We start from the raw sequence: 23,493 nt of genomic DNA on the forward strand, positions 1-23,493 counted from the left end.
GAGAAAAAAAGAGCTCAGAATGAGGAAAGAAGTGAGGCCCTGCGCCTGTTCAGGCCGCAGGGCAGGATGTTCCTCCGACACATGTCGTAAGATCCTCGCATGTCATCTCGCCTGCAAAGCTGCCGACGTATTCGAAGTCCCAAGCAGGGGGGCTCCACAGCCCGCAGGCTGTGGATTCGCACTCGTCCGGCTCGCCGACCTCGATCACCGAGCTTGCCCGGATCGGCTGGACGACGGGGCCGTCGACGGACCGCGGATCGACCTCAACGGAGTTGACGAACCGGCCGGGGTGCTGCGCCGATACACGATAGGGTATGGTCACCGTTTCAAGCGGCGCGATCTCGATCAGGTTCCAAGTGATGGTGCGGCCATCGTAGGACGCGAAGGGGACCATCGTGTCCAGGAAAATCATCCCTTCGGGTAGGTGATCGGTCACCGTCGCCACCCTGGCGACGTTGTCGTGGTTTGTGATATCGATCCTGTACCAGACGACGCTCGCATTAGCCCCGTCCAGCTCCGCCGTCTTGATCAACGAGACCGTCCCGCTCGCGCAGCAGCTGAGCCAGTTCAACTCCAGAGCGCTGAAGTTCGAGGCGCAGACATACTGGGCGCCACTATTTATGCCGCCGCAGACCTGAACTCTGTTGGTCAGCTCCTGGGGATAGCGCTTGGTCACGTCAAGCTGTAGGGTTATCTCCACCACGTCGCCGATGCCCAGGTGGGTCAGAGTCCAGTTGGCGCTCGTCCCAGTCAGCTCCGTCGGCCGGAGCGACGAGGGCTCTTTGAAGATCGCCCCCGGCGGGAAGAGGTCCTTAACATAAATCGGCCCGAGGGCGGCGTTCCCGTCGTTCTCGATTGCTATGGTGTAGGTCGCGACCTTTCGGATCTTCTCCTCGCCAGGAAGGTGGGTCTCGTTGTAGCCCCAGGGCTCCATCTCCTCGACGATCCCGTCCAGGGTCTTGGTGACGTTCAGGTGGGGCCGGTCGTACTTGGCGACGCCGGTGAAGATCACCCTCCGCTCCACCGAGTAGTCGCCCTCATACTCTTCGTCGAAGTCGACCTCGTCCTCCAGGACCACCCGATATCTTGCCCGGCCCGAGAAGTCGGCGTCCGTCGCCATATCGTTCAGGCCCCGGGCCACCGTCTCTTTGTCGAGCTCAGTGATGGAAGTGTACTCCTCGCCGATGTAGCTCGTGTTCTCGACCTTGGAGTACATACCCTCCTTCCACTTCATGGAGGCGCCGACGAAAGAGAAGTCGTCGGTGAAGCTCTGGTTCATTGGGGCGTGGACGAGAGAGATGTCCTTGGCGATGTAGCTGGTGTAGGTCTCGATCAGCTCCTCGGAGTCGTAGCTGCCCGTACCGGACTCGTAGGACCTCTGGCTGTCGCCGAGGCGCTTGTCCACGACGACGAGCCCAGCGCCGGAGGCCGCCTTCTCCGACGAGACGCCGGAGCCGTACTCGTCGATCCGCTCTACGACCTTGAAGCTTCCCGTATAGTCCTCGGTCGCCTCAAAGATTGGGGCCGTCTGGTTGGACGACGTGCTCGGCATCTTCAGAAAGCCCATAGAGCCCATGCCGTCGAAGGTCGAATCGATATCCATCAACGACTGGTTCTCGTCGAGGAGGAGCCTCGACTCCCGATCGATGAACGTGGCGTATCGATACGACTCGCTCATGCTGGTGCCGGTGACCCGGTTCTTCGCCCGAGCCTCCTCGGTCCACTTCGACGCGAAGGCTACCGTCCGGTTGTTGTAGAGCCCCAGGGTCGTCGGAGCGTAGGTCGCCGAGACGTCCTTCATCATCTCGATGGACTTGTTCTCCGTCAGAAGCAACACCGTCTCCTCGCTGTCGTAGAGGCCTGAGCCGTGCTCATGGATATCAAGCTCTGTTCCGGAATCCTCCACAGTCACTGAGGCTGAAGCGCTCATGGGGACGGTCTCTGCAGAAGTGATGGTGACGGAGTTTTTCAGGTCGAGGGGGTCTCTGCTTGTGGAAACGCTTCCTCTGGTATTTACGAACCCCTCTCCAGATATCTCTCCATATCCGGAGAATTCTAGATCCTGCAGCTGAGAAACCCTTACGGTCACGATGATCTTACCTGTGCCATCCACGGGCAGATCACCGATGGTCCACTGGTTCCTAGTGCCGGGGTCGGGCGCTGGAGACGAGGAGATGAACTCGACCCCTGCTGGATACTTCTCGGTTATCACCACCTCGGTCAGGCGATTGTATCCTGTGTTCGTGTAGATTATGGTGTAATTCAACAGGTCTCCCGGGGCGACGGTCCTCGAAGACGCTCTCTTTTCTATCTCAAGCCCGGGAATTCTCTTGTCAGGCGGCAGGTTCCGAAACTCGGTGGGAAAGCCGAGCTTCTCCAGATCTTCTTTGCTCAGATCCCTCCTGTTTCCAGCCAGATCAGTAAAGTTGAAGTGGGCTATCTCCCAGATCCCCTCTTCACTACCTTGAGGATATTCCATTTCAAGCTCATATGTATAATAATTTTGTTCGGACCTGAGGCCCCCTCCTCCATAACAGCAGGTCAACCATTTTGAGGGCCGAGTAATGCAAGTGGTTGCCGAATCCAATCCACTCAGGTCGTCGGTCAAATGTGCGTTTATGGTGACAGTCTGAGAGGAGTTGGACGTGTCTATCAACTTGGGATGGATCTCAAAGCTCAGAATGCTGGGCGGCTTCGTGTCGCCTTCAGATACCACCTCAAACTCGGTCGGAAATCCCATCGCCACTAAATCTTCCATCTCCAAGCGCACTTCATTTCCCGCACGATCGACCAGGATCAGGAAGGACAGCTCCCAAGTGCCTTTTTCGCTGTATCGAGGAACTTTTATTTTAGTATCGGAAGTCTCAAATCGTCCAGAATCAAAGAGCATAAAGGGAGGATCGATGGGTGTAAAGGGTAGCTTGTTATCAATATATTGATCCCCCGATGGACTGCAAAATCTGATCTCTGATGACGCAAAGCCGCTAAGGTCATCGCTTACCTTTAAAGTAACTGTGATCTCCTGGGACGATGTCCAGGCGTCTATCACCTTTGGGCTGAAATCAAAGCTTAAGATCTCTGGCGGCTTGGTATCCAGCTCAATATTGGGGTCTCCAAAGTTGTTCCCCACAGAATCCCCTTCTTTTAGCTTGATCGAAGGAGAACCTTCCGGCGGATAGTCGATACCGAGAATATTCGGCGGCCTTATATCTTGTGCATAAACCGTCTGAAACACAAAAAGGCAAGCTAAAAGCGCCAGCAACCGAGATGGACCTGACAGGTGACTTCCCTCCACATATACAGAAGAGGCATCATACGATAAACATTTCGCTCCATCTATGACGCCATATTTCCTCCAAATTTTATTAAAAATGGTCGTAACAGAGACAAAAAACGAAAATTTTCGTTAGATCTGAGCTTGGCTGTCCTCAGCCTCCCAGTGCCAACGGCGCGGATCGAGGGCTGGCCAGCCACTGAGCGGCCGCCTCCCGGCCGAGACTGCGAGAAGGGAGGTGAAGCCTTCCCTTCGGCGGATAGTGAGGTGAGGAGCGCAGAGAAGAGAGATCAAAATTAAGGCGGACGGTATGTGTTTAGCTCCATCCTCAATTCATGCGAATTGACCTAGAATCCACCTCGACCAGAAAAATTATATAATTCTTTCGCTATACCTGCTAGTTGGGAGTATGCACGAAGAAGAGATAATCAAGCAACTTAAAGCTGAGAATGAACGATTAAAGCGTGAGAATGAGTTTCAAAGAGAACAGATAGCGAAGCTTGAAGCTCGACTAGCTAAATATGAGAATGCCCATACTCCGCCGAGCTTGAGACGAGGTCGCAAACGGAAAAAAGGGTATGACGAAGGGTTTAATGGGAAACCAGGCCAAAAAGAGGGTCATAAAGGGGTATCAAGACCTCGTGCCAATCCTGATAGACAAGTCGAAGTCGCCATAGATCTTTGCCCAGATTGCGGAGCCAAGCTTGGCGATCCTATCAGAAAAGAGTCAAAGATCATCGAGGAAATCCCTGAACCCCAGCCGATAATCGTCACCGAATACAAGATTGCTCATTACAGATGTCCATCTTGTCAAAAGGAAGTTGTAGCCAGCGATCATGATCTTCCTGCAGAAGGCAGATTCGGAAACAATGTAATTGCGCAGACAACGTTACTGAAATACGAGGATAGGCTACCCCACAGGAAGATCCAAAATGCACTGAAGCGATTGCATGGACTGACCATATGCGCAGCTACGGTCCTCGATCTGACTCGCAGAGCTGCTGATGCGGTTCAGTCTCAATATGATGCAATTTTAAACAGCGTTCGGAATGCACCAATCCTGTATGTGGATGAAACGTCGATAAAGGTCCAAGGAGAGCGTCACTGGATCTGGGTATTTACCACACCATCTGAGACGTTTGTTGTGATACGAAAGAGTCGTGGGATGAAGGTCCTGATGGAAGTTCTGACAAGAAGATTCGATGGCATCATAGTGTGCGATGGTTGGAAGCCTTATGCCAAATTCACAAAACGGTTACAGCGATGTTGGGCACATCTACTCCGAGAATCAAAGGACCTTGCTGATAAGATTGAGGAGGCGGTTCCTTTACATGGGGATCTCAAGGATCTATATGAAGAACTTACTGATGCTCTAGAAAACGATCCACCACCCGAAGTCAGGATGGGATTGTTGGAAATGGCACGATCAAAGCTCCACCAATGGATTATGAAAGAATACATGAGTGAGAAAGTCAAAAAGCTAATCGGCAAAATTAGTAACGGCTTCGAGTACTGGTTCACGTTTATCATCCAGCCCGCCGTAGAGCCGACCAATAATAGAGCAGAGAGGGCTCTCCGGGAGCATGTCGTTCTGAGAAAGATCATTGGTACACTGCGAAATGAAAAAGGGACTTCGATTCATGAACGAATTATGACCGTGCTGGCGACATGGGAGCAAAATGGACTCGATGGCCTAAAGATGCTAAGATCGAGCCTGGTCAGCTAAACACGTACGGCGGACGAATATCGCGCCGTGTCAAGACTGGGTTTGCCGAGCCGCCTCCTCCAGCTGGCGGCCGCGTCGTCCGATCGTCACCGGACCTCGGCGGAGACCGGGGGAGTCTGACCCCGGTCGATCCGGGAAGATCTAGTAGACCTCTTCCAGGTCCTCGATGTAGGCGAAGGCGTCGTCGAGCTGCTTTTTGGCTCTGGTCTTCCGGCTCTTCTCGTCCTGGATCGCCTGGGCGGCCTGGGCGTAGAGCATCTCCAGGTCGGGGACCTGGCCGAGGGTGAAGACGGAGAGGATCTTCGGCCTCCCCTTCTTTATGACGATACCCTTGAAGACCTGGCCGATCTTCGTCGAGAGCTTCTCCACGGACTTGGTGATCTCGTCGACGTCGAGGGAGTCCCTCGACCCCTGGATGATGATCATCGCCCTCGCGGCGTCCTCGTAGACGTCGGCGGGGTAGAGGAGCCCCGACGGCTTGAGGGAGCTCTCGATCGCCGAGGTGAGGGAGGCGGTCTTCTTGTCCGACTCGTAGAAGCCGAGGGTCCCCATCCCCAGGCCTCCCTTCATCACCGTCTTGAAGTCCCCGAGGTCGGTGACCGAGAGCATCTCGCTATCTAAGGACTCAATGAGGAAGAGGAGCCTCTCCGCCACCATCTCGTTAATCTTGTCGTAGGCGGTCTTTATGTCGCCGCTCAGCCGCTTCAGGTACTGGTTGTCCACTAGGATGATCCCGTCGGACTCCACCTCCATGATGTCCCTCATGCTGAAGGCGGCGTTCTGGAGGTATATCGACCCCTCCTCCCGGAAGGGGAGGACCATCACCGGGATGACGGTGATCTTCTTGTAACGCTCCCTCAGCTCGTGGACGACGAGGGGGGTGAAGGAGGAGCCGGTCCCTCCGGAGGCGGAGGTCATCACGAAGGCGATGTCGAAGTCCCCCCTCCGCTCGATCTCCTCCATGATCATCTCGCGGTTCTCCCAGAAGCCCTGCTTTCCGATCCCCCGGTTGGCTCCGACTCCGTGGAGGTTCGGGACGTGGAGCCGGTCTTTGGCGGCGGTGAACCGGAGCTCCTTGAGGTCATTTACGGCGGTGTTGATGGCGAGGGTCTCAACCCGGCTGGGAAACTTCTGCCGCGAATAGTACTTGGATAGCCTGGAGGAGCCTCCGAAGGCCTCCCGGTTGACGGCATCCAGGATCCTGTTGCCACATTGGCCGATCCCCAGCATCAGTACGTTCAACATATATCTCAGTCCGGAATTGTTGGATGGAGAGGCGCCATACCGGCGCCCCGCGGCGTTTTTTAAGGTCACGCCCTCCGCGCCCCTCCCCGGGGTCCCGAGGGCTCATCGGTTGTATCAACTGACTCCGACTTAATATTTATATTCTTTGTACCGTCGGAAGAGCCAAGCCGCCAGGATGACGGCGGGGACGATGGGGAGGAGGTAGAGGAACGGGAGCTCCCTCTGCAGCACCGTCACATCGAAGGAGGTCCCTCGCTGCATCATCTCCCCGTCGGCCTGGAAGCTGGCAACAAGGTCGATGGTGTAGTTTCCGCCCCGGGACCCCCGGAGGGTCGCAGAGTAGCTCTCAGACCCTCCCGCCGGGATCTCAAAGAAGCTCTGATCGAGGGCCCCCTCCACCACCTCCAGGTCGGATCCGACGGACCTGAGGTTCGACCTCACCTCCACCCTGGAAGCGCTGGCATCCCCCTGGTTTCTTATGGTGACGGTGAACGTCCCCTCCCCGCCATAGCTGATAGGACCTGCGGAGGCGACGGATAGGAGCAGATCCGGCTTCCTCTTGGGCTTGATGGTGACGCTGGTGGCCTTTGAGCTGGCGGAGGAGACCGCGGACTTCGAGTCGGCGTACCTGACCACCGTCGCCGGGATCTTCGCCTCCCCCTCCGTCGCCGCCACCATCGAGTAGACGGCGAGGTCGGACTCGCCGACCTGGAGGCTGTTCTTGATCTTGGGGGGATATCCAGCGACGTACCTGAACGCCGGCAGCGGCGGAGAGTCCTGGACCGCCACATCCCGGGCGGTATCGTTGCCGACGTTCGTCACGGTGATCGTCACCTTCACCTCGTCTCCGACGCTGAGGTCCGTTCTGTCCAGGGAGGTCGAAACCTCCAGCTTCGGGAAGGTCCTGGGGGCGAGCCCCCTCTCGGTGACATACTTCTGGGGGTATCCGTAGCTCGACCGGTACTTCGCCCTCATCCTGACGGTATCGTCGTCGAAGATGTCGATGACCGTCAGGGTGAGGCCGCCCCGGTCGGCCCCCTCATCGAAGTTGGCGTCCCTGTGATCCTCCATCACCCTCCAGTCCTCAAAGGTGCCGACCCTCTTCCAGACCTTCACCTCGATCAGGCCGTCTACCATCGATACGACGTTTATCAGCTCCACCCGATAGTCTCCTATCCTCACCCCCTCCCCCACCCTGAGGGAGAAATCCCGGGATGTGGTATCCTCCGCCTTGTCGCCCCCATCGTCGGAGGCGGCTTGTGCCGCCGGAATGGCGGCCATAAGGAAGAGAGCCATCGCCACGAGATAGATCGGTCGCATTCCACCCCACCGAATTTGGACCTCGTTAATAGGACGGTCAATATAACGTTTACCATCTATCCGGCCGGGATCAGACCTCGATCTCCAGGCTGAAGTCGATCCATGGGGAGGACCTGGTGAGGGCTCCCAGGGAGATGACGTCCACTCCCGTGGCGGCGTATTCGGGGACCGTCTCGGGGGTTATCCCCCCCGACGCCTCCAGGATCACCCGGTCTCGGAGCCCCTCCCGGACGAGAAGCTCAACCCCCGCCCGGATCTCATCCGGCCTCATGTTGTCGAACATAATTATGTCCGCCCCCAGCCGGGCCGCCTTCACCGCGTCGGTGACCCCCTCCACCTCCACCTCGATCTTCTTGGTGAAGCTGGCCATCCGCCTGGCGGCGGCCAGGGCCTCTTCGAGGCTCATCAGCTTGAGGTGGTTGTCCTTGATCATGACGGAGCTGGAGAGGTCGAACCGGTGGGGGTCACCGCCCCCCACCGCCACCGCCCTCTTCTCGAAGGACCGAAAACCCGGCGTCGTCTTCCGGGTGGAGGCGACCCGCACCCTCCCGGCTAGGGCCGCGCAGTCCCGGGTGAGGGTGGAGATCCCGCTCATCCTCCCCATGAAGTTCAGGACCAGCCTTTCGGCCCTGAGGATCGCCGCCGCTGGACCCCGGATCTCCATCACCCTCCTCCCTGCGGCCACCTCCTCCCCCTCCGGGACGAGCCCCGACCCTTCGAGGCCGAAGTAATTGAGGATGGCGAAGGCCTCCGCGACCCCAGAAACGACGCACCTCTCTTTGGCCACGATCGCAGCCTTCGCATCAACTTCGGGGACTGGGGGGATGTCATCCTCCATCGCCCCCAGATCTTCCCTGACGAACCGCTCCAGCTCAGATGGAAGCATACCGCAAAAGTTTTGTTGTCCCATTGATTTATAGGCTCCGATGGTTCTGAAGATAGGGCTGGTGGGATGCGGCGCGATCGGTCTGGAGATCGCAAGAGCGATAGACAGAGGCGAGGTCGAGGCGGAACTGGTGGCGGTCTTCGATCGGAACGGAGATAGGGCGCGGGAGCTGTTGAAGGGGCTGAGGGGAAAGCCGAGGCTCCTGGAGCTGGAGGAACTGGTGGAGGGCTCCGATATCGTGGTGGAGGCTGCCTCTCAGAGGGCGGTCCCCGAGGTGGCCAGGGCAGCCCTCGGGAGGGGGCGGGACCTGATGATCATGTCCGTAGGGGCCCTTCTGGACCCCGGCCTCCGCCGGACGGTGGAGGAGCTCGCAAGGGATAGGGGCTGCCGGGTTTACCTCCCCTCGGGGGCGATATCAGGGCTCGACGGCCTCAAGTCCGCGGGGGCCGGAAGGATAGACATCGTCACCCTCACCACCACCAAGAACCCCAGGGGGTTTGCGGGGGCGCCCTACATCGAGGATAGGGGGATCGACCTCTCGGCGATCTCCAAGCCGACGGTGATCTTCGAGGGGCCCGCCGAGGAGGCGGTATCGGCCTTTCCCGCCAACGTCAACGTCGCAGCTACCTTAAGCCTCACCGCCCGGGGGGCGAGGGTGAGGGTGAGGATAGTGGCAGACCCAGATATCGAGGTGAACATCCACGAGATATGCGCGGAGGGGGACTTCGGTCGGATCACCACCCGGGTCGAGAACGTCCCATCGCCGAGGAACCCCAAGACCAGCCGCCTCGCCGCCCTATCGGCGATCGCCACCCTCCGGTCGATCGTCGAGCCGGTGAAGATCGGAACCTAAGCCCACCACTTGGCCGGCTCCGTCTTCCCCGGCTCCTTCTTCCGGATCACTATGGTATCGTTCTCCATCCTGTAGGGGAGGTCGTCTTCGGGGTTGTAGGTGGCGTATCGGGCCAGGTCGAGGCGGGCCTCCTCGATATCGACGATGCCATCGGCGGGGGTCATCAGGGGGCGCCAGTCGACGACGCAGCTGCTCCCCTTAGGTATCCAGTAGGGATCGTCCCCTACCCCGTCGCCGTCCCGGTCCCGGCCCCGGTAGTCGTCGTAGTAGTTTCCAACGGAGCCGTTCCAGAAGTTGTGGCTCGCGTTGTCGTAGCCGGTGATGAGGTTGCGCCTGAAGTTGTTTTTGTATACGAGGTTGTTCTCGTTCTTGTCCAGCCGGATGCCGTTGCTGTTCTCGTAGATCTCGTTTGAGAAGATCAGGTTGAACCTGCAGCCCCTGGTCAGGTCGAGGCCGTTGAGGTTCTCGGAGAGGACGTTGCCGGCCACCAGGTTGTAGGTGCTGTTCTCCTGGATGCTGATGCCGAACCCCTGGAAGCCGTAACCTCCGCCGCCGGTCTTCCTCGCCTCATTGTTCAGGATCGAGTTGTTCGATCCCGAGGCGATGACCATCCCGTAGTATACGTTCCGGTCGGCCTCGTTCTCCATCAGGTCGCAGAATGAGGAGTTCCAGAGAAAGAGCCCCTGCCAGTTCTCGATAAAAGAGTTCCACCGGAGGGTGCATCCGGTGGAGTCTTTGAGCATAATCCCGGCGCCGGGGTTTCCGATGACCTGGTTCCTCTCCAGGGAGAAGCCGCTGGAGGCTTCTATGCTCGCCCCGTACTTCTTGCAATCCTGAAAAGTCGACCCCGCCACCCGTCCCCCGCTCCCCTCTTGGATCAATAGGCCGATATCACATCTCTGGATGGACGAGTTTAGGATGGTGAAGTTTCTGGCATATTTGACGAGGATCCCCGCCTCAGATCCGTTCACGATCATATCTTCGAGGAGGACGTCGTTTCCATCCACCAGGATCCCCGAGTTGGGCTGGTTCAGGGAGTACTGGGGCTTGCGGCTCGCCAGGTCCATGTAAAATCTGAACTTGTCCTCCTGGTTCTTCGGGACGCCGTCGACCTGGAAGCCCAGAATCTGCACGCCGTGGCCCCTGATGGTGATCGCCGGATTCTGGGTCTTGGCCCGGACCGACGGACGCCCCTCCCCCAGGATGGTGAGGGGCCTGTCCACGGTGAAGGGCTGGTAGACCCCGGCGGGGACGATCAGAGTGTCTCCGGGGCTCGCCCCCGCGATCGCCGCCTGGAGGTCCCCGGCGACGAGGATCTCAGATGCCCCGGCCGTACCCGCGAGGGCGAATAGGAGAACCCATACCGATATGAAGGTCGATGCCATAGCCGGGGCTGGGGCCGGTGGGGGATGGCTCCCCCATGCGACGGGGCCGGGCCCCGGATCAATGTCTGAAGTGGCGCATGCCGGTGAAGACCATCGCCATGCCGTGTTCGTTTGCAGCTTCTATCACCTCAGCGTCCCTGATGGAGCCTCCGGGATGGACGACGGCGGTGGCCCCCGCCTCGAAGGTCCGATCGAGGCCGTCCCTGAAGGGGAAGAAGGAGTCGGTGGCCGCCACCGTGCCCCTGGTATCCAGGCCGTGCTCCTCGGCCTTCTCGGCCCCGAACCGGGCCGAGTCGACCCTGGAGACCTGCCCCGAGCCGATCCCTATCGTCTGGTTCGCGGTGGTGTAGACGAGGGCGTTGGACTTGACGAACTTCGTCACCTTCCAGGCGAACCGGAGGGCCAGTGTCTCGGCAGGGGTCGGCCCCCGCTCCGTCACCACCTTCCAATCCTTTATGTCCCCGGTGTCGTAGTCCTGAACGAGGAGGCCGCCGAAGACGCTCCTCGACTGCCTCCCCGCGTAGAGCCGGCTCCGGCCGGAGAGGAGCTCGGATATCTCCAGGATCCTCCGGTTGGGCTTCTCCCGGAGGATCTCGAGGGCCTCGGGGTCGTAGCCGGGGGCCAGCAGGACCTCGATGAAGTGGTCGCGCATCTCCTCGGCGAGGTCCGCATCCACCGGCTCTGAGAAGCCTATGACCCCTCCGAAGGCGCTCTTGGGGTCGGTGGCGAGGGCCCTCCGATAGGCCTCGATCTCGTTTGAGCCGTAGGCGACGCCGCAGGGGTTCGCATGCTTGACGATCACCGCCAGGGCCCGCTCTTCCCTCACCCCGTCGTACTCCAGGAGGTCCATCAGCATCTCCAGGGTCGTCTCGGCGTCGACGACGTTGTTGTAGGACATCTCCTTCCCGCAGAGCTTGGGGGCCCGGTGGAGGCCGAAGCCGTCGGGCTTCGAGTACAGAGAGGCGGTCTGGTGCCAGTTCTCTCCGTACCTGAGGTCCTGGACCTTCTCGTACGTCTCCACTAGGTAGCGGGGGCCCTCACCCTGGAGGGCCGAAAGCTTCTCCGCATCCCTGGTTATTAAAAAGTAAAGGGCTTCGGTGGCGAGGAGCCGTCTCGTCTCCTCGGAGAGGCGCCCCTCGGCCATCAGATCCTCCATGACGATCCCCCACCAGCCCGAACGGATGAGGACCGCAGAGCCGCAATTTGCGGCCTCCCGGACGATCACCGATGAGGACGGCGACGAATCGAAGTTCAGATCGAAGAGGATGAGGCTCTCCGGCCCCCATACCCCCCCACCCTCCGGGGAGGCGAGATCCCTCAGGACCTCGGAGGCGGCGGTCCTCTTGATCTCAATCCCTCTATCCTCCAGGTCCCGGAGGAGATCCTTCACCTCGGGGGGCTCATCTGCCAGGACGACAACTTGCCTAATCTGCATGAAAACCTTGATCCTAATGGTCTCCAGGTTATTTTAACATTGCCCCTCATTTGCGATTTTGAGGCTAGAGGCGGCGAATTTCATCCAACGCGTCGGGCCCGAGGCGGTCTATTTGGCAACCGGACTTGACGAATTGGCGGAGGCCGGATCGACGGGGCAAATATTTAAGTCGTCCCGGCGGCGCTCTTCTGACCATGATCTCCCCCGAAGACGCCCGGGAGGCGATAGACCCCCACCCCCAAGGGGTCCTCATCCGGTTTGAGGTGGCTCCGGGGTCGTCGAGGCTCCTCGTCCCCTCGGGCTATAACCCCTGGCGGAAGGCCTTGGAGGCGAAGCTCACCGAGAGGGCCGAGAGGGGGAGGGCGAACCAACAGCTCGAATCTGCAGTAGCCGAGATCTTCGGGATCCCCAGCCACCGGGTCCAGGTCGCCTCCGGCACCAAGAGCTACCGGAAGGCCGTCATCGTCCTGGGGGTCGGCCCGGAGGAGGCGGCGAGGCGGCTGGCGGCCGGGGGGCTCCCGGCCCCATGACCCGAAGAAGGCGAGCCCTCCGGAGGAGCGGCGACGAGGGGAGGGGCAGGCGGGCCGGGATCGACCCCGACGCCCTGGAGGAGCTTCTGGCGGGGATCCTCGAGGCCTCGGGGGAGGGCGCAGCGATCGTCGTCGAGGGGGAGCGAGACGAGCGTTCCCTCCGGGAGCTGGGGGTGGAGGGGCCGATCGTCAGGGCCGCCCGGCGGCCGGCGCTGGAGGTGGCGGAGGACGGGGTCATGGGCTACGAAGAGGTGGTCATCCTCACCGACTGGGACCGGGCCGGGGACGAGCTGGCGAGGAGGATCGAGCTCCACCTCCGGGGGATGGGGGCAAGGGTCGATACCGAGACGAGGGAGCGGCTGAAGCGGATGGTCCGCCGGGAGATAAAGGACGTCGAGAGCCTCAGCGGGTTCGTCGAAAGGGTGAGGTCTGAGATATGTCCCGAAGAGCTGCGGTGACCGGCGCCCCCGGCGTCGGGAAGTCGACCCTGGTGGAGAGGGCGGCGGCACTGATCGGCGGGAGAACGGGGGGCGTCTCTGCCCGGGAGGTCCGGATCGGTGGTAGAAGGATCGGCTTTCAGCTCTCCGACCTCCTCACCGGAGAGGTGGGGACCCTCGCCTCCCTCGATGGGCCGGGGCCGAAGGTCGGCAGGTACCGGGTCCACCTCGCCGACCTGGAGGAGGTGGGGGCGAGGGCGATCGAGAGGGCGGTCCGGGAGGCGGAGCTGGTGGTCATCGACGAGGTGGGGCCGATGGAGCTCCTCTCCGAGGAGTTCGTCGAAGCGGTGGAGGCGGCCCTCGACTCCGATAAGCCGATCCTAGCCGTCGTTCATATGAGGTCGGAGCACCATCTCGCAAAGAAGATCCGGGAGGGGTTCCGGCTCTTCGTCGTAACCCCGGAGAGCCGGGACCGCCTCGCCGGGGAGGTGGCCGCCGAGACGAGGCCCTGAGGCTTCCGCCTCAGGAGCCGCCGTGGATCTCCTCGAGCTTTGTGATATTCCGGATCTCCTCCCTGAGGGCCGGCGGGAGGCCCTTGATCTCCACGTCGAGGAAGCCCCGGACGATGACGCTCGTCGCCTCGTCGGGGGATAGCCCCCGGGCCATCAGGTACTCCAATTCCTGCTGGGAGATCTTCCCGACGGCGGCCTCGTGGGACATGTCGAGGCCCCCGCACCAGCCGTCCAGCTCCGGTATGGAGTAGATCCTTCCCTTCTCGGTGAGGATGAGGCCGGTGCACTCGACGTGGGCCCGGATATCGGGGACCTTCCCGACCATCCGGCCCCGGTTGATGATCTCGCCGCCGGTGGATACGACCCTGGATATCGACTCTGCGCTGGTCTTGGGCGCCTCCAAGATCGTCTGGTTTCCGATGTCGATATTTCCCCGGCGGGCGTACATGATGGTGCTGAAGCTGGCGACGGCCCCCTCCCCGGCGAGGGTCGCCGTTGGGAAGGCCTGGAGGCTCTTGACGGGGGTGAGGGTGATGTAGTTCTCGGTGATGGAACCGCCGGCCTCCACCAGGCTCGCCCCCCTCGGCCTCACCTCCACCTCCTCCCCCCAGTTGTGGACCATGGTGAAGGTGACGTGGGCCCCTCTCTTGACGTAGACCTCGGAGACCCCCAGGTGGAGGCCCCTCCCGGCGTGGGAGGGGGTGGTGCAGCCGGTGATGATGTGAAGCTCGGACCCCTCCTCGGCGATGACGACGTTGTGGACCCGCTGCCGCTTGTTATGCCCCCCCATAAATAGGCAGGTCTTGAGGGGGAATACGGTCTTCGTCCCGGGCTTGGCGCGGATGAAGTAGCCGGCGGGCGGGTGCATCCCCACGTCGGCGGTGTACTTGTCGGCGTCGATGGGGACGAGCTTCCAGAAGTAGTCGGCGAGGTAGCTGTGCTCTTTGAGGGCGGAGGCGATGTCCATCACCTCGACCCCCTCCACCGCGGAGCCCCTGTGGACGGGGGACTGGTCGACCTGGAAGTAGTGGCCCGAGGCCTCGCCGGCGAGGCTCACTCCGGCGCTGAGGGCAGCGGTCTGGACCGCCTCCGGGAGCATCTCCAGCTCTGTGATCTCTCCGACCTCCTCGGCCTCCGCCTCGTAGGTATCGAGATCTATATCCGTCCCCAGGGCGGCCTTCTTGTCGGCGGCCTTCTTCGCCTTCTCCTCTAGACGGGACATAGACATGCGGCGCACCCCTCGTATCCGTTGGCCTTGATCTGTTCCAAAATCTCCTTCGGGCTTCCCGAGCAGACGATCGTCCCCTCGATCATGACGTGGGCCTTGTCCGTCGCCATGTAGTCGAGGATGTGGCCGAAGTGGGTTATGATCACCCCGGACTTCGTCCTCATGGAGGGCTTCGCGTCCTTCTGGGTGAGGATGTTGATCGCCCGGCCGATGACCTTGATGTTCTCCAGGTCGACCCCGGAGTCGGGCTCGTCGAGCATCACGAAGTCCGGCTCCTGGGCGAGGAGCTGGACCATCTCCGACCGCTTCACCTCGCCGCCGGAGAAGCCCCTGTTCACCTCCCGGTCGGCGAACTCGGTGAAGTCCAGGTCCTCGAGGATCTTCCCGGCGTCTGCCTGGGGGTTACAGAGCTTGATCATGTCCAAGACCTTCAGCCCCCGGATGGTGGGCGGGTGCTGGAAGGCGATCCCGATCCCAAGCCGCGCCCGCTCGTGCATCGACATGTGGGTTATGTCGACGCCCTTGAAGGTGATCGTCCCCCTCTCCACCACGTACCGGGGGATCCCCGCTATGGTGCTGAGGAGGGTCGTCTTGCCGCAGCCGTTGGGGCCGAAGAGGGCGTGGGTCTCCCCCTTCCCCACGCTCATGTCCACCCCTTTCAGGACCTGCTTCTCCCCTATCCTCACCCAGAGATCATCAATTTCTAACGTCGAACCGCCTCCTGGAGCCGCTTCGGATGACCGATGCGGAGTTCTCATACACCCATATCACCGCCTTCACTAATAATGGCTTCCCCTTAGAACAGTTCTTCCCTGGCCCGAAGAGTTCCGGCCGGAATGTCATCAAAGATCAGACCCCGAACCGCCGGTAGGTCATCGCTGAAAAGGAGCTGACGCCCAGCGCCTTCGAGACCAGGGCGACCTCCTCCCCCCTCACCGGCCGGTCCCGGGCGGGGGGGATCGGCTTTCCCTTTTGGGCGTAGACGGCGCCCCCGGTCATCTTGGCGCAGATGAAGCCTCCGGCGTCCCCGGCGACGAAGATCTCGCCCCCCCTCATCTCGGCGGCGGTGAAGTCGTCGGCCTTCCCGGCGATGACGATCCGGCCGCCTTTCATCAAAACGCCCGCGTTCCTCCCGGCGTCCCCCTTTATCTCGATGGAGCCCGACCTCATCAGGATCCCGGCGCTCATCCCGGCGTCCCCCTCCACCCTAAGCCTCCTGCCGGATCCGGACCTCGCCGCCAACGTCTCCCGGAGGAGGCCGTCCTCCAGGACGAGCTCGCCCCCGTCGATGCGGTTGGGATCCAGGACGAGGCCTCCCCGCTCCAGGACCTCGGTTATCGAGAGGTACCTACGGTAGCCGGTCAGATCCGACTCGACCTCGAGGACGTTTCCTGCGGGCATCCCTACGGAGCCGCTGACGTAGATCGAGCCCCGGAGCATGCTGATCCCCATCCGGGGTCCGACGTCCCCGTCGACGACGATGGTGCCGGTCGCCTCGATGGGCGCCCCCGTCCCGCCGAAGCTCGCCAGGTCTACCCCGAGGCTCGAGCCGAGGCGGCCGCCGACGTCCCCCCGGATCATCACGCCCTCGCCCCGCCTCAGGGCCTCCACCAGCCCCCTCCAGGTGGTGGCGCCGGAGACGACCCCCTCGGGGTCGAGGCGGGAGCCCTGGTGCTGCCAGTAGAAGTCGAAGGTGAAGTCGCAGAGGCAGCTCTCGCCCCCGGCGTCGATCTCGATCATGGGAGGGGCCCCGGAACGAGAGGCCTCATCTGCCCGCCACCACCCTCTTGGAGATCTTCACCCCTACGAGGGCGATGATGATGGCGAGGATGGCGGAGGCCGCCAGGTACTGGGTGCTCTGCCCCGAGATGAGGGGGAAGGCGACCCCGGCGCTGTTGACGAGGATGAAGGCGCTGGCGGACCAGAATATGAGGCCGGTGGCGAAGATGAAGAAGGGATAAGAGTGGTAGGTGTAGGACCGCTCGTCCCTGCCGCCCTCGAGGTAGAGGTCCAGGATCTTGCCGAGGTTGACGCAGATGGCGGCGGCGACGTACCACCAGACGCTGTAGTTGACGAAGACCATGACGAGGACTATGTACCCGTACCATATATCCCCGGTGTAGTAGTCCCAGAACCTGGCAGACCCCTGGATCGTGGCGATCAGGACCAGGACCGCCGCCAGGACGTAGGTGACGAAGGCGACCTTCCCGCGGTATAGGTTCCCCTTGAAGGTCTCCTTGGTGCTCTCGATGAAGTCGTCGAGCCCCAGACCCCGGAAGAGGAGGTAGACCCCCACAGCGGCGAGGATGGCGACGACGGCGAAGTCCGACCTCCCCAGGAAGCTGAAGGTCGAGTAGATGAGGAGGGCAAGGCCTATCGGTATGAAGAAGGTGTGGCTGATCTTCGGGTCCCGGAAGACCTGCTTTAAGAGGTAGTAGGTGCTCTCCAGGTTGTGGCTCTGCTTGACGAGGACCCTCTTCACCCCCTCGACCTTAACCCGGGACTGGATGATCGGGAGGATCGCCTCGTCCTCCGCCCCGTCGGAGACGACCACCACCCCCTCCGGCCTGAACCTCTCCAGGAGGTAGTCGATCTGATGGGCTATCTTACCGTCGGAGACGAGGCCGACGTTGGGGTCCCCAGCCACCGAGGCGATCTCGACGGTCCGCCCCTGGGAGGCGAAGTCGTCGTAGACCTGGATCCCGCCGAGGATGGTGTTGACGTCCGAGTCCTCGGGGTCGGCGAGGCCGAGGGAGAGGGTCGCCTCGACGTTGGCCGCCCTCCCGACGACGGGGCTCTCGATCCCCGCCTTCCGGCCCAGGTCGTCGTCTCTGTCGATGCAGAGCACCAGGATTTCCATACCGTCCTCAAATAGGGATAAGAACGTACTTAAAGATTCTCCGAGCTCGTCCTATGGCGGAGAAAGTTTCGATGCAAAAAGGCTAATAATCGGCGGAAAGAAACCCTGAGGCCATGAAGATGGCCTTCTTGCTCCTGGCGGCGACCCTGGCCTGGGCCGGATCGGCACCGGCCTCCGGAGTCGCCTTTGAGGATATTCAGCACGCCGTCGAGATATACAACATGGGCGTAGAGAGCGCACCAGAGGTGGTAAAGACCCTTCTTGGAGACGAAAGGGTCCAGATCGAGATATCCGGCGAGGATGGGCCCTCCCTTCTGGCGGGCCTCGAGACGAGGAGGGCCGTGGTCGTCAACGTCACCGAGGGGGAGATCCCAGACCCCACGATCCTGGTGGAGGCGACGGAGGATGCGATCCAACGGGTCTTCCTCTCCCCCGACCCCGCCGGGGCCTTCCAGGAGGCGAGAGACCAAGGCGATATAAAAATCACCGGCACCACCTGGTCGGCGAAGGCGAAGGTGGCGGCGGCCCTGGCCAGCTCCTCAGCCCTCCGGTTCTTCGCGGGGCTCATCGGAGGATGAAGATCAGATCCTGAGTTATACGTCTTGAGGTCTACCTCCTGAGGTCTATATTATCCGCCACGATCTTGTGGGCGCAGAAGTCGCCGCACATGGTGCAGACCTTCCCGTCAGCGGGCGCCCTCTCGGCCCGGATCTTCTCCGCCATATCCGGGTCGAGGGCGAGGCGGAACTGCTCTCCCCAGAGCATGTCCCGGCGGGCCCGGCCCATGGCCAGGTCCTGGTCGCGGGAACCGTTCTTGATCATGTCCCCGACGTGGGCAGCTATCCTCGCGGCCATCACCCCCTCCCTCACGTCCTCGACGTTGGGGAGGGCGAGGTGCTCCGCGGGGGTGACGTAGCAGATGAAGTCCGCCCCGGCGGCGCTGGAGAGGCTTGCGCCGATCGCCGCCACGATGTGGTCGCGGCCGGGGGCGACGTCGGTGACCAGGGGCCCCAGCATGTAGAAGGGCTTCTCCCCCGAGAGGCGCTTCATCACCTTGACATTAGCCTCGATCTCGTCGATGGGTATGTGCCCCGGCCCCTCGACGATCGTCTGGACCCCGAAGGCGTGAGCCTCGTCCGCCAGCTCGCTGTTTATGATCAGCTCCTGGATCTGGGCCCGGTCGGTGGCATCGTGGACGGCGCCGGCCCGAAAGCCGTTCCCCATGCTGAGGGTGACCTCGTGCTCCTTTAAGATCTCCAGGAGGTAGCCGAAGTCGCTGTATAGGGGGTTCTCCTGGTCGTTGTGGAGCATCCAGGCGACCATGAAGGCCCCGCCCCGGCTGCAGAGGCCGCCAAACCTGCCCCCCTGCCTCTTGATCCTCTCGATGCAGATCCGGTTGATCCCGGTGTGGATCGCCATGAAGTTCGTCCCGAGGCGGGCCTGCTCCTCGGTGATCTGGAAGAGGTCGTCCTCGGTCATATCGACGCCGGACCCGTATTTTCTTATCGCCTCGATGAAGGCCTGGTAGAGGGGGACCGACCCTACGGATAGGCTGGTGTTCTCGACGACCCGCTTTCTGATCTCGAAGAAGTCGCCCCCCGTAGAGAGCTCCATCAGGGTGTCGGCCCCCGCCTCCTCGGCGGCCCTCGCCTTGGCCACCTCCATCTCGACGTCGACGATGTCGCTGCTGGTGCCGACGGTGGCGTTCACCTTCGTTTTGAGGCCCTTTCCTATCCCGCAGAAGCGTACGTCCCGGTAGGGGCTGACGGGTATGACGATGGTGCCGCCGGCGATCCCTCGCCTTATGAACTCGGGGGTCACGCCTTCGTCTTTTGCCACCATCTCCATCTCAGCGGTAATCCGGCCAGCTCTGGCGTCTTCTATAATTCCCATGAACCATCACACCGAATTTGTCCCGAGAAGGTCGTATTTAAAGTTGGCCGGAAAATCGGAGAGACCAGCCTCATCCTCTCCGGACGATCCTTTTGATCAGGACGACCCCGACGACGTTCACCGCCACGATCAGGAGGGCTGCGACGTACCTCCTCGCCTCCGGATCGAAGATCGACGAGAGAAGCCCTCCGGCCCTCGGAGGTCGGCCGGAGGCGAGGTCGATCGAGCCGTCCCTCGTCAGGTGGACCTCCTCGGACCTCCCTCCCGACTCCACCGAGTAGGTCCCCCGGTCGAGGTTCCTAAAGATGTAGCGAGAATCCCCGGTCGCCTTTGCCACCAGGACCCCGCCCCGCCGGACCTCCACCTCGGCCACCTCTCCGGCGTCGACGACCAGGTCAGATCGCTTTGAGATCGGGATCACCCGCCCCTCGGAGAATGGGAGAATTGGGCTTTTGCCGAGCAGGTCGAGGAGGGTGGGGGCGAGGTCCACCTCCGACCAGTTCCCCGTCACCGCGACCTCGTCGACCCCCGGCCCCACGAAGACCGCCGGGACCATCACCGACTCGGCCAGGGACGAGTACTTGGCGGAAGAGTGTCCGCCTTTGCCCTCATCAGAGGAGAAGGACATGCCGTGGTCGGCGGTAATCAGGAGGAGGACGCCTCCGGCCTCACAGCCCTCAACGAGCCTCCCCAGGGGTCCGTCGAGGCCGGAGATCGTCTCGACGTACCCCGCGGGGCCGAGGTTGTGGCCGGCGCTGTCGACGGCCCCGACGTTGACGATCAGAAGGAAGGGGCGCTTTCCCATCGCCGCCACCAGATCCGAAGCCGCGTCCAGAGCCCAGGCGTTGTAAGCCACGTAGCCGGGGACGCCCCGCTCCCGGTTGTACGAGGGAAAACGATCCCTCCAGCTCTGGAGGAGGGCGGCCAGGTCCGGAGGGAGGGCGGGGCCGGAGCCGACCAGGGGCTCGGCCCCCCAGAGGGCGTTGTCGTCGAAGAAGAGGACGCCGTCCTGCTCCAGGAGCATGCTGATCGAGTCGCCCCGCTGGAGGATGGCGAGGCGGAGGAGCCCCTCCTCGCAGGCCCCATCGAAGATCGTCGCCCCCGGAGTCCCCAGGATGGTGGGGTCCATCCAGGAGCAGCCCGTCACCAGGACCGAGTGGCTCGGGCCGGTCTCCGGGACGGGGACCGTCACGTTCAGAATTCGAGCCCCCCTCCCCGTGAGGTTGAAGAGGCAGGCCCGCGGCAGGGGCGACCCGTCGATCCCCCGGGGCGAGAGCTCGGGGTAGACGTAAGCCGACCCCATCCCGTCTACTACCAGGACGACGGCGCCGCCGGGATCGGCGCCGCCCACCGCCCGGACCTCAGTGGTGGGGCGGGCGGGGCCTGCCAGGGCCAGGAGGAGAAGGAGGACGAAGAGGAGGCGCATCTCAGAAGTCTGTCATCACCCTGTACTGGTCGATCTCCGTCTGTTTCAGCTCTGCGAGGAACTGCTCGGCGGCGTCCCTGACGTCCTTGGAGCCGGTGATCGCCCGGCCGGTGACGACGATGTCGGCGCCGGAGCTGAGGGCCGAGGCGACGGTATCGACCCGGATCCCGCCGGCTACGGCCACCAGGACCTTCCGGTCGGAGGAGGCGGCCATCCTCTTGATCTCGGCTATCGCCTCCCAGTTGTGCCGCTCCGCCTCCTGATCGATAGCCCGGTGCATCTCGACCACGTCCGGCAGCACCGCCAGGGACCTGAGGACCTCCAGGGGGTCGGGGACGTTCAGCATGTCTATCACCGAGTAGATCCCGGTCTTCCTCGCCTCCCGGATCGCGAGCTCCAGGGTCTTCTGGGGGGCGAGCCCCGATATCACCACGGCGTCGGCGGTGGCGTCGGCGGCGAGCCTCACCTCAAGATTTCCTGTGTCGAGGGTCTTGAGATCGAGGACGACGAAGGAGCTGGGCCGGACGTTCCTGATCTCCTTCACCACCGAGGCGCCGAACTTCTTGACGAGGGGCGTCCCCACCTCTATCAGGAGATGGTCGCTATCCGGAAGCTGGGAGAGGACCCTCCGGACGACGGTGAGGTCCACCAGGTCCAGGGCCACCTGGAGGTAGGGCGGGTCCCAGAGCCGGATGACCCGGAATCCCATGATCGGGTGGGTGGACCTGTCCTTCTCGTAGAGGACGGTATCGATGTCAGGGAAGCCCTCCATCGCCCTTTTCACCGCGAGCTTCGTCGCCCCGTAGTTGTACCGATAAATGGCGTCGTAGTCCCGGGCCTGGGGGTGGATGAAGACGCTGGCGATCACCACCAGGTTCTCGACCTCGGCCTTCGGGATCACCCCCTCGGCGACGGAGTCGGCCACCGCCTTGGCGACGGCGTTCTGGGCCGGGCCGAATATGGCGGCGGCCTGCTCCATGTTCTTGACCGTCACCTTCGGGACGATCAGGGTTGCGGGCTTCGGAGGCAGGTTCGGCCTGATCACCGAAAGGAGCGGGGTGTGCCCCGCCGAGAGCTGGGCAAGGCCGCTCGCGAAGGCCGTCCCCACAGGACCGTCTTTGTCACCGATCAGCAGATCAACATGAGCGAGTTCGGGCTCGTCCCCTATCAGCGCCTCTCCTATCAAAAACAAGCGTTCACCTCAAAGGCGAGAGACTTCGTGCCTGTATTAATCTCTTTGCACCCGCCGGAAGAAGCCGCCCGGCTCTGGAAGGCCGGCGGGCCACCCCCCTCAGATCACCTGCCAGTATATGAGGGGGGCGAGGAGGAGGAGGGTCAAACCCGTCACAAGCCTGATTGCGGCCCGGTGGTCCTTCCGGAAGCTGTCGACCCTGGCGGGGCTCATCCCGAAGGCGATCACCCCCCCCAGGAGGAGGATGGGAAGGATAACCCCCAGGTTGTAGAGGAGGAGGTAGACCGCCCCCGAGGAGTACCCCTCCTCGGAGATCAGCCCCAGGATGGCGATGTAGACGGCGCCGACGCAAGGGGCCTTCACCAGGGAGAAGAGGGCCCCGAGGAGGAAGTACGAGCTGTACCTCCCCCGGGCGAGGGCCCCCTCGACGTACCTCTGCGACCAGCTCGCCTTGAAGAGGGATCGGCCGCCGGCCGATAGGCGCCTTGCGTCCTCGATATGGACGAGCCCCAGAGCGATGAGGAGGACCGTCAGGCCGGTCCGCAAATGGGCGGCTATCGCCCCGGCGTGGAGGGTCCGGAGGAGCCCCACCCCGAAGAGGTAGTACATCACGAAGATCCCAAAGGAGAAGAAAGCCACCATCATGACCAGATCCCGGCGGCGGCCGGAGCTGGAGATGATGGCGGTGGCAAGAAACGCCAGGATCCCCAAGAGGCAGGGGTTGAACCCGGCGAGGAGCCCCGCCACGAAGACCGTCGCCATGGAGAGAGAGGAGACGTCCACCTCCTCGGCGGAGCCGTCCCGGACCGGGGCCGTCGGCCCGGGAATCGACCCCGCGGAGGCCGGGATATCGGCGCCGGAAGCTCCGTCCAGCCCCTCCCACCCTGCCGGTGTCGCGGCGAGGGCGGCCCGGACCATCTCCTCCAGGAGCTTCTGGTCCCCGTCGTAATCCCTGTAGGCTATCGATAGGTTCCCGACGGCGATCGCCGGGACCCCGCCCCGGAGGCGGTGCTCCCTTACGGCCTTCCGCCCCTCCTCGGAGTAGACGTCGTAGACGGCGAGCTCGACCCCCGGATGGTCTGCGAGGATCATCTCCAACGTCCTCTCGGCGGCGGCGCACTTGGTGCATCCCGGCGAGGATACCAGGACCACCTCTGTACCCGAGGCCAGGGGAAGAAGGAGGAGCAGGGCCAGGGTGAGGAGAGCGAGAGAGAGCCTCGAGGCCTTTGAACTGATCGACATCTCGGATCCGGAGAGGGGGTATGGCATCAAGGGAGGGAAGACGGGGAGG

Annotated in this window: 20 protein-coding genes; 6 read left to right on the forward strand and 14 right to left on the reverse strand. The window is 62.3% G+C overall.

All coding sequences use genetic code 11. The annotated features are described in order from the left end of the window. Window positions 1-49 precede the first annotated feature (49 nt). Complete coding sequence (locus MHAR_RS00005) at window positions 50-2,479, reverse strand: DUF11 domain-containing protein (RefSeq protein WP_048144168.1); 2,430 nt, start codon at window positions 2,477-2,479, stop codon at window positions 50-52. 1,204 nt (window positions 2,480-3,683) lie between these two features. Here MHAR_RS00005 and tnpC point away from each other — a divergent pair. Then, complete coding sequence (gene tnpC, locus MHAR_RS00010; protein ID WP_014585584.1) at window positions 3,684-5,000, forward strand: IS66 family transposase; 1,317 nt, start codon at window positions 3,684-3,686, stop codon at window positions 4,998-5,000. Between the two features lie 141 nt (window positions 5,001-5,141). Here tnpC and MHAR_RS00015 read toward each other — a convergent pair whose 3' ends face one another. The 3 genes from MHAR_RS00015 to nadC form a co-directional block, all read right to left on the reverse strand. Beyond that, window positions 5,142-6,245, reverse strand: a complete 1,104-nt coding sequence (locus MHAR_RS00015; protein WP_048144169.1) for a cell division protein FtsZ — start codon at window positions 6,243-6,245, stop codon at window positions 5,142-5,144. A 129-nt stretch (window positions 6,246-6,374) separates the two neighbouring features. Next, window positions 6,375-7,565, reverse strand: coding sequence for a BatD family protein (locus MHAR_RS00020; RefSeq protein WP_014585586.1), 1,191 nt, complete (start codon window positions 7,563-7,565; stop codon window positions 6,375-6,377). Window positions 7,566-7,635: 70 nt separating this feature from the next. After that, window positions 7,636-8,451, reverse strand: coding sequence for a carboxylating nicotinate-nucleotide diphosphorylase (gene nadC / locus MHAR_RS00025; RefSeq protein WP_048144170.1), 816 nt, complete (start codon window positions 8,449-8,451; stop codon window positions 7,636-7,638). Window positions 8,452-8,491: 40 nt separating this feature from the next. Here nadC and MHAR_RS00030 point away from each other — a divergent pair, with 40 nt between their 5' ends. Continuing rightward, on the forward strand, window positions 8,492-9,304 hold the full coding sequence (locus MHAR_RS00030) for an aspartate dehydrogenase (protein WP_014585588.1): 813 nt from the start codon (window positions 8,492-8,494) through the stop codon (window positions 9,302-9,304). Here MHAR_RS00030 and MHAR_RS00035 read toward each other — a convergent pair. Further along, window positions 9,301-10,689, reverse strand: a complete 1,389-nt coding sequence (locus MHAR_RS00035) for a right-handed parallel beta-helix repeat-containing protein (RefSeq protein WP_014585589.1) — start codon at window positions 10,687-10,689, stop codon at window positions 9,301-9,303. The two genes, MHAR_RS00030 and MHAR_RS00035, sit on opposite strands and share 4 nt — an antisense overlap. Before the next feature lie 58 nt (window positions 10,690-10,747). Next, entirely contained in the window at window positions 10,748-12,124 is a 1,377-nt protein-coding gene (locus MHAR_RS00040; RefSeq protein ID WP_014585590.1) for a phosphoribosylaminoimidazolecarboxamide formyltransferase, read from the reverse strand. Between the two features lie 194 nt (window positions 12,125-12,318). Here MHAR_RS00040 and MHAR_RS00045 point away from each other — a divergent pair, with 194 nt between their 5' ends. From MHAR_RS00045 to MHAR_RS00055, 3 genes are read left to right on the forward strand one after another with little or no spacing between them, the layout of a single operon-like run. Next, the gene (locus MHAR_RS00045) at window positions 12,319-12,654 is read left to right on the forward strand and encodes a DUF167 domain-containing protein (protein WP_014585591.1); all 336 of its coding nucleotides are present in this window, start codon (window positions 12,319-12,321) and stop codon (window positions 12,652-12,654) included. Then, complete coding sequence (locus MHAR_RS00050) at window positions 12,651-13,112, forward strand: toprim domain-containing protein (protein ID WP_014585592.1); 462 nt, start codon at window positions 12,651-12,653, stop codon at window positions 13,110-13,112. The genes MHAR_RS00045 and MHAR_RS00050 overlap by 4 nt, the downstream gene beginning before the upstream one ends. Next, window positions 13,091-13,603: an NTPase gene (locus MHAR_RS00055; protein ID WP_014585593.1), complete on the forward strand. Its 513-nt coding sequence runs from the start codon at window positions 13,091-13,093 to the stop codon at window positions 13,601-13,603. The genes MHAR_RS00050 and MHAR_RS00055 overlap by 22 nt, the downstream gene beginning before the upstream one ends. Window positions 13,604-13,613: 10 nt before the next feature. On the opposite strand, the gene MHAR_RS00060 is transcribed toward MHAR_RS00055, so the two are convergent. From MHAR_RS00060 to MHAR_RS00075, 4 genes are all read right to left on the reverse strand, one after another. Further along, a complete protein-coding gene (locus MHAR_RS00060) occupies window positions 13,614-14,825 on the reverse strand; it encodes a SufB/SufD family protein (RefSeq protein WP_014585594.1) in 1,212 nt (403 codons plus the stop codon). Then, entirely contained in the window at window positions 14,813-15,589 is a 777-nt protein-coding gene (locus tag MHAR_RS00065; protein ID WP_014585595.1) for an ABC transporter ATP-binding protein, read from the reverse strand. Before MHAR_RS00065 ends, MHAR_RS00060 begins: the two co-directional genes overlap by 13 nt. Window positions 15,590-15,680: 91 nt before the next feature. Beyond that, entirely contained in the window at window positions 15,681-16,571 is an 891-nt protein-coding gene (locus MHAR_RS00070; protein ID WP_014585596.1) for a tributyrin esterase, read from the reverse strand. 25 nt (window positions 16,572-16,596) lie between these two features. Continuing rightward, window positions 16,597-17,691 (reverse strand): DUF373 family protein, encoded by a 1,095-nt coding sequence (locus MHAR_RS00075; protein WP_014585597.1) that lies wholly within the window; start codon window positions 17,689-17,691, stop codon window positions 16,597-16,599. Window positions 17,692-17,804: 113 nt separating this feature from the next. Here MHAR_RS00075 and MHAR_RS00080 point away from each other — a divergent pair, with 113 nt between their 5' ends. Further along, entirely contained in the window at window positions 17,805-18,269 is a 465-nt protein-coding gene (locus MHAR_RS00080; RefSeq protein WP_048144172.1) for a hypothetical protein, read from the forward strand. Window positions 18,270-18,300: 31 nt separating this feature from the next. On the opposite strand, the gene thiC is transcribed toward MHAR_RS00080, so the two are convergent. From thiC to MHAR_RS00100, 4 genes are all read right to left on the reverse strand, one after another. Beyond that, entirely contained in the window at window positions 18,301-19,584 is a 1,284-nt protein-coding gene (thiC, locus tag MHAR_RS00085) for a phosphomethylpyrimidine synthase ThiC (RefSeq protein WP_014585599.1), read from the reverse strand. Window positions 19,585-19,654: 70 nt separating this feature from the next. After that, window positions 19,655-21,010 carry an alkaline phosphatase family protein gene (locus MHAR_RS00090; RefSeq protein WP_014585600.1) on the reverse strand — a complete coding sequence of 452 codons (1,356 nt, stop codon included), beginning with the start codon at window positions 21,008-21,010 and terminating at the stop codon, window positions 19,655-19,657. A gap of 1 nt (window position 21,011) precedes the next feature. Next, complete coding sequence (locus MHAR_RS00095; protein ID WP_014585601.1) at window positions 21,012-22,202, reverse strand: bifunctional 5,6,7,8-tetrahydromethanopterin hydro-lyase/3-hexulose-6-phosphate synthase; 1,191 nt, start codon at window positions 22,200-22,202, stop codon at window positions 21,012-21,014. Window positions 22,203-22,301: 99 nt separating this feature from the next. Next, entirely contained in the window at window positions 22,302-23,471 is a 1,170-nt protein-coding gene (locus MHAR_RS00100; protein ID WP_228369570.1) for a cytochrome c biogenesis protein, read from the reverse strand. Window positions 23,472-23,493: the final 22 nt, after the last annotated feature.

This window comes from Methanothrix harundinacea 6Ac (assembly GCF_000235565.1).
Classification (GTDB): Archaea; Halobacteriota; Methanosarcinia; order Methanotrichales; family Methanotrichaceae; genus Methanocrinis; species Methanocrinis harundinaceus.